We start from the raw sequence: 12,836 nt of genomic DNA, 5'->3' as shown, positions 1-12,836 counted from the left end.
TACATGTGCGGCATAGCAGGCACGTACCGATGGCCGGACGGGAAGGTCGTGACCGACCGGCTCACCGATACCCTCGCCCACCGCGGTCCTGACGGGGCGGGCCGGTACGGCCACCCCGTCGGTGACGGCGAAGTGCACCTGGGGCACCGCCGGCTGGCCATCATCGACCTGTCCGAGACCGGCGCCCAGCCGATGGTCTCGGACGGCCTCGTCCTGACGTACAACGGCGAGCTGTACAACGCGCCCGAGCTGCGCGGCGAACTGGCAGCCGCGGGGGTGCGCTTCCGCGGTACCTCCGACACCGAGGTGCTGCTGGAGGCCTGGCGGCGCTGGGGCACGGACTGCCTGCCCCGGCTGCGCGGCATGTTCGCGTTCGGGATCTTCGACGAGCGAACCGGTGACCTCGTGCTCGCCCGCGACCAACTCGGCATCAAGCCGCTGTTCCTGCTCCGGCGCGGTGCGGGCCTGGTGTTCGCCTCCGAGCTCAAGGCGCTCGCCGCCGCCACCGGCGGGTCGCTGCAGGTGGACGATGCGGCGCTGGTGGCCTCGCTGCTGTACTACTGGGTGCCGGACTCACGCTGCGCGTTCCGCGAAGCGGAGAAGCTGCCGCCGGGGAGCTGGCTGCGGTGCCGGCCCGACGGCCGGGTGGAGCGCGGCCAGTACTGGAACCTGCGGGACGTCGCCGCCGAGGGCCAGGAGCGGGCCCGCAGCGGCGAGCGGCCGGATATCGCTGCCATCGTCGAGGAGTCGACTCGACGCCACCTGCTCTCCGACGTACCCGTGGCGACCTTCCTCTCCGGCGGTCTCGACTCCAGCTACCTCACCGCCCTGGCGGCCCGCGACCAACCCGGGATCTCCGCCTACACGATCGGGTTCCGCGCCGAGGACGCCAAGTTCGAGGCGATGCCGGACGACCTTCGCTATGCCCGGCAGGTGGCCGAGCGGTTCGGCGTCGACCTGCACGAGATCGAGATCGCTCCGAACGTGCTGGACCTGCTGCCGCAGATGACGTACCACCTGGACGAGCCGATCGGCGACCCCGCCGCGATCAACACGTTCCTGATCTGCGAGGCCGCCCGGGAGGCCGGGGTCAAGGTGATGCTCTCGGGGATGGGTGCCGACGAGCTGTTCGCCGGGTACCGCAAGCACCTGGCCAACCTGCTCGCGCTGCGCTACCAGCGCGTCCCGCGGCCCCTGCGGCGCGGCCTGTCCAGGGCCGTGGACCGGCTGCCGGTCGCCACGGCCCGCCGGGGGTACCGGTCGGTGCGCTTCGCGAAGCGGTTCCTCTCCTTCGCCGATCTGCCGGAGGAGACCGCGTTCCGGCGCAGCTACACCATGTACGACCAGGACGAACTGCTCGCCCTGGTCAATCCGGACCTGGCCGGGACGGTCGATGACGTGCTGACCGAGCACGCGGACATCTACCAGGACAACGAACTCGACGACTTCGTCAATCGCATGTGCCTGGGCGACGCCCGGATGTTCCTGCCGGGCCTGAACCTCGCCTACACGGACCGCTCCAGCATGGCCGCGTCGACCGAGGTGCGGGTGCCGTACGTGGACGTCGAGGTGGTCAAGGCGGCGTTCGCCGTGCCCGGCGATCGCAAGATCGTCGGCCGGCAGGGCAAGGCCGTCCTCAAGGAGGCGGCCACCTCGATCCTGCCCCGGGAGATCGCATACCGGCCCAAGGGCCTGTTCAGCGCCCCGCTGCGGGCCTGGATGAGCCGGGATCTGGCACCGCTGGTGCGCGAGGTGGTGAACGACGGCGTGCTCGTCAATTCCGGGATCCTGCGCCGCGACGCGCTGGCGCGGATGGTCGCCGAGGACGCCGCCGGGCAGCGGGACTTCTCCAAGCATCTGTGGCATGTGCTGACCCTCGAGTACTGGTATCGCGGCGCGACCTCCGGCTCCGGCCGGACCCACCCCTGACGGCGTAGAAACAAAAGGAGTTCGGGTGAAGCAGGTTGTGCAGAACTACAAGAGCGGCGAGTTGGCGCTGCTCGACGTACCGGTGCCGGGGTGCAAGCCGGGCGGTGTGCTGGTCCGCAGCGCGTACTCGCTGATATCCACCGGGACCGAGCTGATGAAGGTGTCCGAGGCCGGCCTGTCGATGGTGGGCAAGGCCCGCTCCCGTCCCGACCAGGTGGCCAAGGTGATGCAGAGCGTGGCCACCAACGGGGTGCCGGCCACCTACCGCAAGGTGATGGGCAAGCTGGACTCCTACACACCGTTGGGCTACTCGCTGTGCGGGGTGGTCGAGGAGGTCGGCACCGGGATCGACGATGTGAAGGTCGGCGACCTCGTGGCCTGCGCAGGCAATGAACACGCGCTGCACGCCGAGCTGAACTGGGTGCCGAAGAACCTCTACGCCCGGGTGCCGGACGGCCTCTCGCCACGGCACGCGGCCTTCGGCACGGTCGGGTCTATCGCGATGCAGGGCGTCCGCCGCGGCGAGCCACAGCTCGGCGACGTGGCGCTGGTCATCGGCCTCGGGCTGATCGGGCAGTTGGTGGTGCAGTTGCTCACCGCCTCGGGAGTCCGCGTCGTCGGCGTCGACCCCGACCCGGTGCGCTGCGAGCTCGCCGAGCGCCTGGGCGCCGCGGCCTGCGGCGATCCCTCGTCCGCGGCCGTGGAAGCCGCCGTTGTCGAGCTCACCGACGGGCACGGCGTGGACCAGGTGTACCTGGCCGCCGGCGGCGGTACCAACCAACCCGTCGAGTTGGCCGCCCGGTTGAGCCGGGACCGCGGCCGGGTCGTCGACATCGGCAAGTGCCGCCTTGACCTTCCGTGGAACGCGTACTACGAGAAAGAGCTCGACGTCCGGTTCTCCCGCAGTTACGGCCCCGGGCGCTACGACCCGGAGTACGAGCTGGAGGGGCGCGACTACCCGATCGGCTACGTGCGCTGGACCGAGCGCCGCAACCTGGCGTCCTTCCTCGATCTCCTCGCCCGCGGCCGCGTCGACGTGGAGCCCCTGGTCTCCCACATCTCCGACTTCGATGACGCCGTCGAGACGTACCAGCGCCTGAAGGACGGCGACCTGAAGGCCGTGGCCGTGCTGTTCCGGTACCCCGAACAGAAGGAGGAAGCGCAGGCCCCGGCGGTGACCGTGCCCGCGGTGCGACGCAGCGACAAGGCGCCCACCACGGCCGGGTCACCCAAGGCGCAGGTGCGCCTTGCGTTCGTCGGCGCGGGAAACTACGCGACGTCGATGCTGCTGCCGCACCTGGCACAGCGCGACGGCGTCGAGTTGTCCACGGTCGTCACCACGACGGCGCTGTCCGCGGCCAACGCGCAGCGGAAGTTCGGCTTCGCCGAGGCGACCACCGATCTCGACGCCGTGCTCGGCGACCCGTCCATCGACGCGGTCTTCGTGGTCACCCGGCACAGCTCGCACGCCGAACTGACGCGAAGGGCACTGCTGGCAGGCAAGGCGGTGTTCGTCGAGAAGCCCCTGGCCCTCACCGAGGACGAGCTGGCAGGCGTGCTCGCGGCGGTGGAGGAGTCCGGCAACGACCGGCTGCAGGTGGGCTTCAACCGCCGGTTCGCGCCGCTGCTGCAGGAGGCCAGCAATCGGTTCGGCGCCAGGACCGGTCCTGCGAGCCTCCGCTACCTGGTCAACGCAGGTCGGCTGCAGCACGGCAGCTGGTACCTCCAACAGGGCGCCGAGGGCTCGCGGTTCGCCGGTGAGGGCGGGCACTTCATCGACACGGCGAGCTGGCTGCTCGCGGCCGACCCGGTCTCGGTGTACGCGGTCGCCACGTCCGGTAACGAGGACCTGCAGGTCGTGCTGCGCTACCCGGACGGGTCCACCGCCACCATCAGCTACATCACCACCGGCCCGCCCGGCTTCCCCAAGGAGACGCTGGACCTGATCGCGGACGGCAAGGTGCTGCGGCTCGACGACTTCGTCCGTGCCTCGGTATACGGCCGTAAGCGGTGGGTCAGTTCGCGGCTGCCCAAGGCCCGGGACAAGGGCCAGTCCGCCGAGCTGGCCGCGTTCATCAAGGCCGTGCGGACCGGCGGGCCGATGCCGGTGCCGCTGGAGTCGCTGGTCGCCACCACGGCGGCCACCCTCGCCGTGCGGGCCAGCCTGGTCGGCGGCGCGCCGGTGACGTTGGCGAGGGCCCGATGACCATGAGCGCGGGCTGGTACCTGCGGCGGTTGTCCCGGATGGGACCGCGAGAGGTCGGCGGCCGGGCGGGCGACGCGGTGCGCAGGCGGCGGTGGCGGTCGGCGCTGCCGGACTGCCCGAGCGTGACCGGCGCCCGGTTCACCGCGGTACTGCCCGCCGGGACGATCGCCGCAGTGCCACCGGACGCCGCGAAACGTCTCATCGCCGAGGCGGACCGGCTGATGGACGGGCACGCCGAGTACTTCGGGGTGGACCGCGACGACCTGGCCGACCCGGACTGGTCGTACGACCCGAAGACCGGGCGACGGGCTCCGTCCGGTTACGCCTTCGACGTGCCGTACCGGAACGAGGACGCGGTCGGGGACATCAAGCAGATCTGGGAGCTGTCCCGGCACCAGTACCTCACCGTGCTCGCCGCCGCCTACGCGATCACCGGGAACGAGCGGTACGCCGAGCGAGTGGCCGAGCACCTGCGGTCCTGGTGGACGGCCAACCCACCGCTGCGTGGCGTGCACTGGATCAGCGGCATCGAGCTGGGGATCCGGCTGTTGTCCTGGGTGTGGATCCGCCGGCTGCTCGACGGCTGGCCGGGCGCGGCCGGTCTTTTCGAGCGCAACCCGGTTGCGCTGAACCAGATCTGGCACCACCAGCGCTGGCTGGCCGCCTTCCCCAGTCGGGGGTCCTCGGCGAACAACCACGTCATCGCCGAGACCGCCGGGCAGTTCGCCGGGGCCTGCGCATTCGGGTGGTTCCCCTCATCGGCGCGCTGGCGAGCCGACGCGCTGCGGTCGCTGGAGCGGCAGCTGCGAAGCAACACCTTCCCCTCCGGCCTCAACCGCGAGTTGGCCACCGAGTATCACGGACTCGTCCTTGAACTCGGCATGGCCGCGGTGGCCGAGGCGGATGCCGCCGACGTGCCCGTCCCCGCGTCGATCCGGCTGGTGCTGCTGCGGATGACCGACGCGCTCGCGGCCGTCGTGGACGGCCGGCTGCGGCCGCCGCGCCAGGGGGACGCGGACGACGGGTACGGTCTGGTCGTGGACGGCGCGGGCACCGACCGCTGGGCCTCGCTCCTTGCCACCGGGGACGCCGTGTTCGGCCGACTCGACTGGTGGCCGACGGTGTCCGACACCGATGTGCGCACCCAGCTCCTTGCCGCGCTCATCCGGCCGTACGCGGAAATGGGAACCACACCGGCCGTGACCCGCCCGCCAAGCCGACCGGCCCACTTCGCCGACGCGGGGCTCACCATCCTGCGCGGTCCGGAGGAGATCTGGTGCCGCTGCGACGGCGGTCCGCACGGGTTCCTGTCCATCGCCGCGCATGGCCACGCGGACGCGCTGTCCGTGGAGGTCCGGCACGACGGGGTTGACGTGCTCGCCGACCCGGGGACGTACTGCTACCACGGACAGCCCCAGTGGCGGCAGTACTTCCGGTCGACCCTCGGCCACAACACCCTGCAACTGGACGACGGTGACCAGTCCGTCTCCGGCGGGCCGTTCCTGTGGACCCGGCATGCCCGCAGCCGCGTCCTGGTCGCGGACACATCCAGCGAAGGTGTGGCCCGCTGGAGCGCCGAGCACGACGGTTACCAGCGCTCCGTGCACCGCCGCCGGGTGGAACTGACCGCCGCAACCATGGAGTTGCGGGTGGTTGACGAGGTGCGCGGCCCGCGCCGGGCCGTGCGCCTGGCGTTCCACCTCGGCCCGGCGATCGCCGCGGACCTGGTGGGGAACCGGGCCGTGCTCACCTGGAACCGGGACGGCGAGGACCGCTCCGCGGTGCTCGACCTGTCCGGGCAGCTGAGTTGGCGGGCGCATCGCGGCGAGAGCGACCCGCCGCTGGGCTGGTACTCCACCGGCTTCGGGCGCAAGGAACCCAGCACCACGCTGGTCGGCACCGGCTTCACCGACGGCCCCGCGCTGTTGGGGGAGTTCACCACCGTACTCACGTTCCGCGGGAGGGAGAACGCGTGGTGATCAAGAGGCGGCACCGGGCGCTGTCGACGGCACCGCTGGTACTGGTCCTGCTGGCGGCGACGGGCTGTGAGAGCACGCCGGGCGCGCGGCCGGAGCCGGCCGCCGCGCCATCCACGTCCGTGGCCCAACCCGTGACCCAGGTGTGCGCCAAGCCCCCGGCCGGGCCGGCGGAGGCGCCGGCGGGCGCGGTCGCGGTCGACCCCGCAGTGGTCGGTGACCTGGCTGCGAAGACCAAGAGCAGCCCCCCGAACACCACGTTCTGGCTTCGGCCGGGGACGCACAAGCTCGACCCGGACCGCTACGCCCAGGTCGTCCCCAAGCAGGGGAACCGCTACCTCGGTGCGCCGGGCGCGGTGCTCGACGGCCGCAAGACCAACCAGTACGCGTTCAGCGGTACCGCCGGCAACGTCACCGTTCAATACCTGACCGTGCAGAATTTCGTCGCGCCGCCGGATGAGGGCGTGGTCAACCACGACTCGGCCGACGGATGGCTGATCGAGCACTCGACCATCCAGTACAACTCCGGCGCCGGGCTGATGGCCGGTGCCCGCCAGCAGGTCCGCGCCAACTGCCTGCGCAACAACGGGCAGTACGGAATGAACGCGTACAAGTCCGGTGGCTCCATCAGCGGCCTGGTGGTCGAGGGCAACGAGATCGTCGGCAACAACACCGGCGACTGGGAGCGGCGGAAGGAAGGCTGCGGCTGCACCGGAGGCATCAAGTTCTGGGCCGTCAACGGCGCCGACATACGCGGCAACTGGGTGCACGACAACCGCGGACCCGGGTTGTGGGCGGACACCAACAACAACGACTTCCGCATCGAGGACAACGTGCTGGAGGCCAACGACGGTGCCGCGCTGATCTACGAGACCAGCTACAACGCGGTCATCCGGAAGAACACGATCCGGCGGAACAACTGGGTCGAGGGCCGCAAGTACGCCGACCGCGGCGACACCTTCCCGTTCGCGACCGTCTACGTGTCCGAGTCCGGCGGCGAACCACGGATCCGAGCCCGTACGGACAAGATCGAGATCTACCGGAACGTGCTGGAGAACAACTGGTCCGGGATCACCCTGTGGGAAAACGCTGACCGGTTCTGCAACAGCCCGGCCAACACCTCGTCCGGTGACTGCACGTTGCTGGTGAAGAAGACCGACCTCTGCGCACGGCCGGCGATCGCCACCGCACCGCTCTACGCCGACTGCCGGTGGAAGACCCAGCGGGTGGACATCCACGAGAACCGCTTCGTGCTGGACACGTCCGTCGTCCAGTGCACGGTGAAGTGCGACCGCATGGCGGTCCTCGCCAACTACGGCACCTATCCGGACTGGTCGCCGTACCAGGGCGAACGGGTCGCCGAGGCGATCACCGGCAAGCAGAACAACCGCTGGCACGACAACGTCTACATCGGACCGTGGAAGTTCGTCGCCCACGACCCGAGCCGGGTGCTCGACTTCGGGCAGTGGCAGGGCACGCCGTACCAGCAGGACACGGGCAGCACCCTCCGCGCACAGGGCGGTGGTTGAGATGAGCCCGGACCACACAGAGCACACGTCGAAGATCGTCGGGACGGTCTGGGGGCTGCTGATCCTCAACACGCTCGGCTCCACCGGAGCGAAGACCATCATCCCGCTGCCCCGCTCCCTCATCCAGATGGTCACCATGGGCGCGCTGGTCGCCGCGTTCGCGCTGGCGCTCGCAGGTAATCTCCAGCTGCGCATCCGGCCCAGCGCCTTCGTGTTCCTGCTCACCCTGCTCCTTGTGCCGAGCATGATCTCCAGCGCGAGCCTGGAGTCCGGGTCGGGTGCGCTGTTCCGCTGCGCCCGGCTTGCTCTGTTCATCGGCACGCTGTGGCTGCTCAGCCGCTGGTGGGACGGCGGCCTGACGTTCGTACGGCACCACATCCGGATCTACTTCGCGGTGCTCGGGTCGGTGGCCGTCGGCCTGGTCGCCTCACCGGGAGCGGCCATGCCCGGGCTCTACGGCGGGCGGCTTGTCGGCGCGTTGTGGCCGCTCACCCCGCCGCAGATCGGACAGTACGCCGCAGTGATCATCGGGCTCACCGTGCTGCTCGTACTGGGGCACCGGATCGACAGGGGCAGCGCGGCGGTAGTCATCGTGCCGTCACTCATCCTGCTCGCGCTGACCCATACCCGGACGGCCACGCTCGGCCTGCTCATCGGGCTGGTGCTGGCGATCGGCTCGCTCGTCCTGACCAGCGCCGCCGCCCGCCGGTTCTTCGGCTGGACGGTGGTGATCGCCACGGTGACCGCGGTGGGGTTCAGCTCCGCGCTGCAGGCGTGGTTCCTGCGCGGACAGGACAAGGAGAACTTCTCCAACCTCACCGGTCGGGCCAAGGTCTGGGACGCCCTGCTGGCAGCCCCCCGGACGAGCTCGGAGCAGTGGTTCGGCATGGGCCTGGGCGACAAGTCGTTCGGCGGCCTGCCGATCGACAACAGCTGGCTGGCCGTTTACAACGAGCAGGGTCTGACCGGCGTCACCCTGGTAGCGGCGATCATCATCGTGCTCGGCGGCGTCGCGTTGCTGCGGCCACCGTCGCTGTCGAGGGCCTGCGCGATCTTCCTGATCAGCTACTGCGCGATCGCGTCGTACACCGAGGCCGGGCTTGGCGACGCCTCGCCGTATCTGCTGCATCTGGCCGTGGCCGCCTCGCTGCTTGCGGCACCTGCCGCGGTCACTCCCCGCTCCACGCCCCAAGTCCCTCGACGGCACATACCGCGATGGGCCCAGAGATCGGAGGTGATCTGAGCATGCATGTCCTCGTGTTGCACAACCGCTACGCCTCGGCGCAGCCGAGCGGGGAGAACAAGGTCGTCGACCAGGAGGTGGCTCTGCTGCGCGAGGCCGGCCACCGGGTCGAGGTGTTCGAGCGGCGCAGCGACGACATCGCCACCCTGTCCCTGCTCGCCAAGGTCGCGCTGCCGCTGCTCGTGCCGTGGAACCCGGCGGTCCGCTCGGAGCTCGCCGCCCGGCTTCGCACCTCACGCCCTGACGTGGTGCACGTCCACAACGTCTTCCCGCTCCTGTCGCCCGCGGTGCTTGCCGCCTGCGCCGACGCCGGTGTGCCCGTCGTCGCCACGCTGCACAACTACACCCAGGTCTGCCCGCCCGGCACGCTGCAGCGGGACGGCCGGCCGTGCACCGAGTGCGTCGGGTCGGCGCCGCTGCCCGCCGTACGGCACGGCTGCTACCGGAACTCCCGGCTTGCGACGGTGCCGCTCGCGGTCAGCCTCTCGGTCAACCGGCGGCGGTGGTGGTCCGGCGTGGAGCGGTTCTTCTGCATCTCCGCTGCGCAGCGCGATGTCCTGGTGCGGGCCGGCATGCCGGCCGAACGGCTGGCGGTGAAGCACAACTTCGTGCCGGACCCGGACGCCCGCCGAGCGGGCGACGGCGAGCATCTGCTCTATCTCGGGCGGCTCGCGGAGGCCAAGGGCGTGCGGTTGCTCATGGCTGCGTGGGACGAGATCGCCGCCGGCGGCGGTGTGGGCGTGCCGCTCGTGGTCGCCGGCACGGGGCCGCTGGAGCCAGAGGTGACCGCCTGGGCGGCGGGCCGGGACGACGTGCGGTACGTCGGCCTGTATGACGCGGAGGAGTGCCGGCAGGCCATCGCGCGTTCGGTCGCCGTGGTGGCTCCCTCGACGTGGTTGGAAGCGTTCGGCCTGGTGGTCGTGGAGGCGATGGCGGCCGGGGTCCCGGCCGTCGCCGCCGGTCACGGCGCCTTCGTCGAACTCGTCGAGGACGGGGTGACCGGGCTGCTGCACCGGCCGGGCGAGCCCGCCTCGCTCGCGTCCTGCATACGCCGGATCGCGGCCGAGCCGGCCCGCAACCAGGAGATGGGCCAGGCGGCCCGGCGCCGTTACGAGCAGGGCTTCAGCCCGGCCGTCGGCCTGGAGCGCCTGGTGGAGGGGTACCGCACCGCGATCGCGGTGCGGTCCGGCGGCGGGGACAGCGCGCCGCCGATAGGGATGGAATCAATGGGGGGCAGTAAATGACACGTTGCCGACTGTGCGGCTCGGCGTCGCTGGCGAGCGTCGTCGATCTGGGGGCGACCCCGCCGTGCGAGAGCTTTCTCGCCGCGGACCAACTGGACCTGCCGGAGCCCGCGTACCCGCTGCATTTGCGGGTCTGCACCGACTGCTGGCTCGCGCAGATCCCTCCGCTGATCACGCCGGAGGAGACGTTCAAGGAGTACGCGTACTTCTCCTCGTACTCGACCTCCTGGGTGGAGCACGCGCGCACGTTCGTCGCGGATGCCGTGCAGCGGGTGGGTATCGGGTCCTCGGAAGAGGAAGCCTTCGTGGTCGAGGTCGCGAGCAACGACGGGTACCTGCTGCGGCATGTGGTGGACCGGGGGATCCGCTGCCTCGGCATCGAGCCGTCGGTCAACGTCGGGGCTGCGGCGCGGGACGCGGGTGTGCCCACGCTCACGGAGTTCCTGAGCCCGGACACCGGCGCCGCCGTCCGCGCCGAACACGGTCCGGCGGACCTGGTCGTGGCCAACAACGTGTACGCGCACATACCCGACGTGGTCGGGTTCACCCAGGGGCTGCGCGCCCTGGTCGCCGACGACGGCTGGGTCTCCATCGAGGTGCAGCACCTGTTGACCCTGATCGAGGACAACCAGTACGACACGATCTACCACGAGCACTTCCAGTACTACACGGTCGCGTCCGCGATCCGGGCCCTTGCGAGTGGCGGACTCGCGCTCGTGGACGTCGAGTTGCTGCCCACGCACGGCGGCTCCATCCGGCTGTGGGCCCGGCCCATCGAGGTGGCCGGCGAGCCGACACAGCAGGTGGCCGATGTACTGGACCGGGAGAAGGCCGCCGGGCTTCAGGAGCTGTCCGGGTACGCCGAGTTCTCCGCCCGGGTGGCCAAGGTGCGCCGGGACCTTCTGCGGTTCCTCATCGAGGCGGCCGAGCGCGGCGAGACGGTCGTCGGCTACGGCGCCCCGGGCAAGGGCAACACCCTGCTCAACCACTGCGGCATCCGGCCCGACCTGCTCGCGTACACGGTCGACCGCAACCCCTACAAGCACGGCAGGTTCACCCCGGGCACCCGCATCCCGATCCTGCCGCCCGAGCAGATAGCCGCCGACAGACCGGACTACGTCCTCGTCCTCCCGTGGAACCTGCGGGCCGAGCTGGTCGAGCAGCTCTCCTTCGTGCACGACTGGGGCGGCCGGCTGGTCTTTCCCATCCCGGAACTGAGCATTGTCGAGGCCAAGTCATGAAGGTCGTGCTGTTCTGTGGCGGTTACGGGATGCGCATGCGCAACGGAACCTCCGACGACGTCCCCAAGCCGATGGCGATGGTCGGACCGCGACCGCTGATCTGGCACGTCATGCGCTACTACGCGCACTTCGGGCACACGGAGTTCATTCTGTGCCTCGGGTACGGGGCGCACCACATCAAGGACTTCTTCCTCAACTACGAGGAGACGACGTCCAACGACTTCGTGCTGCGGGGCGGGCGGACCGAGCTGCTGTCCACCGACATCTCGGACTGGACGATCACGTTCGCGCAGACCGGCATCGAGTCGCCGATCGGGGAGCGGCTGCGCCGGGTGCGGCGCCACCTGGACGGCGACGAGATGTTCCTCGCCAACTACGCCGACGTGCTCACCGACGCCCCGCTGCCGGAGATGATCGACCAGTTCGCCCGGCGCGACGCCGGTGCGTCGATGATGGTGGTGCCGCCGCAGTCCTCGTTCCACTGCGTGGAACTGGGCGAGGACGGCCTGGTGGGGGGCATCACCGCGGTGAGCGACATGCCGCTGTGGGAGAACGGTGGCTACTTCGTACTCCGCCAGGAGGTCTTCGACCACATACCGGAGAACGGGGACCTGGTCGCCGACGGATGTGGACAACTGGCCAAGCGCGGACGGTTGGTGGCGCATCAGCACCGCGGCTTCTGGAAGCCGACCGACACCGTGAAGGAGCGGGCTGCGCTCGACGACGCCTACACCCGGGGCGACCGCCCGTGGGCCGTGTGGGAACGGGACGGCGCCGGGGCGAGCACGACCGGCAGCAGGCACGGCGCCGGAGCGAAGGCGTGATCCGGCTCGGGGCCGGGCGCCTGGACCGGATCGCCGCGGTGGGCGCGCACTGCGACGACATCGCCATCGGCGCCGGCGGCACGCTGCTGACGCTGTGCCTCGCGCGGCCGGGTATCCGCGTCGACGCGCTGGTGCTCTCCGGCGGTGGCGGCGCGCGGGAGCGGGAGGAGCGGGCCGCGCTCGCCGCCTTCTGCCCGGGCGCCGATCTGCGGCTGACGGTGCTCAAGCTGCCGGACGGCCGAATGCCCGTGCACTGGGACGAGGCCAAGGCCGCGGTCGAGGAGCTGCGCGCGGGGACCGAGCCGGATCTGGTGCTCGCGCCGCGTACCGATGACGCGCACCAGGATCACCGCGGCCTGGCGAAGCTGATACCCACCGCATTCCGCGACCACCTCGTGCTCGGCTACGAGATCGTCAAATGGGACGGCGATCTCGGCCGTCCGTCGGCGTACCAGCCGCTGTCGCCGGAGACCGCCGAACAGAAGGTGCGGCTGTTGCAGGAGCACTACCCCTCGCAACGGCACCGGCCCTGGTTCGACCGGGAGGCCTTCATCGGTCTTGCGCGGATCCGCGGCATCGAATGCCATGCGCGCTACGCCGAGGCGTTCGCCGTCACCAAACTCACGCTCAATCTGGAGGGATGA

The 12,836-nt window shown here is 70.5% G+C and carries 9 protein-coding genes; all 9 read left to right on the top strand.

Translation table 11 applies throughout. The annotated features are described in order from the left end of the window. The first annotated feature begins 3 nt into the window (after positions 1-3). The 9 genes from asnB to C6N31_RS14080 are packed head-to-tail and all read left to right on the top strand — an operon-like array spanning position 4 to position 12,836. On the top strand, positions 4-1,929 hold the full coding sequence (asnB, locus tag C6N31_RS14120; protein WP_138352492.1) for an asparagine synthase (glutamine-hydrolyzing): 1,926 nt from the start codon (positions 4-6) through the stop codon (positions 1,927-1,929). Between the two features lie 25 nt (positions 1,930-1,954). Then, entirely contained in the window at positions 1,955-4,135 is a 2,181-nt protein-coding gene (locus C6N31_RS14115; RefSeq protein WP_138352493.1) for a bi-domain-containing oxidoreductase, read from the top strand. Further along, positions 4,132-6,114 carry a heparinase II/III family protein gene (locus tag C6N31_RS14110; RefSeq protein WP_198357628.1) on the top strand — a complete coding sequence of 661 codons (1,983 nt, stop codon included), beginning with the start codon at positions 4,132-4,134 and terminating at the stop codon, positions 6,112-6,114. The genes C6N31_RS14115 and C6N31_RS14110 overlap by 4 nt, the downstream gene beginning before the upstream one ends. Next, positions 6,108-7,640, top strand: coding sequence for a right-handed parallel beta-helix repeat-containing protein (locus C6N31_RS14105; protein WP_138352495.1), 1,533 nt, complete (start codon positions 6,108-6,110; stop codon positions 7,638-7,640). Before C6N31_RS14110 ends, C6N31_RS14105 begins: the two co-directional genes overlap by 7 nt. 1 nt (position 7,641) lies before the next feature. Beyond that, positions 7,642-8,883: an O-antigen ligase domain-containing protein gene (locus C6N31_RS14100; RefSeq protein WP_138352496.1), complete on the top strand. Its 1,242-nt coding sequence runs from the start codon at positions 7,642-7,644 to the stop codon at positions 8,881-8,883. 2 nt (positions 8,884-8,885) lie between these two features. Next, positions 8,886-10,127: a glycosyltransferase gene (locus tag C6N31_RS14095; protein WP_138352497.1), complete on the top strand. Its 1,242-nt coding sequence runs from the start codon at positions 8,886-8,888 to the stop codon at positions 10,125-10,127. Next, a complete protein-coding gene (locus C6N31_RS14090; protein ID WP_138352498.1) occupies positions 10,124-11,368 on the top strand; it encodes a class I SAM-dependent methyltransferase in 1,245 nt (414 codons plus the stop codon). Before C6N31_RS14095 ends, C6N31_RS14090 begins: the two co-directional genes overlap by 4 nt. Continuing rightward, entirely contained in the window at positions 11,365-12,192 is an 828-nt protein-coding gene (locus C6N31_RS14085) for a sugar phosphate nucleotidyltransferase (RefSeq protein ID WP_138352499.1), read from the top strand. Before C6N31_RS14090 ends, C6N31_RS14085 begins: the two co-directional genes overlap by 4 nt. Next, positions 12,189-12,836, top strand: coding sequence for a PIG-L deacetylase family protein (locus tag C6N31_RS14080; RefSeq protein ID WP_198357627.1), 648 nt, complete (start codon positions 12,189-12,191; stop codon positions 12,834-12,836). The genes C6N31_RS14085 and C6N31_RS14080 overlap by 4 nt, the downstream gene beginning before the upstream one ends.

Origin of the sequence: Streptomyces fildesensis (assembly GCF_016107395.1) — a bacterium.
GTDB classification, from domain to species: Bacteria; Actinomycetota; Actinomycetes; order Streptomycetales; family Streptomycetaceae; genus Actinacidiphila; species Actinacidiphila fildesensis.
The sequence above is the reverse complement of the archived record's forward strand: the minus strand, read 5'-3'. Positions and strand labels throughout refer to the sequence as shown.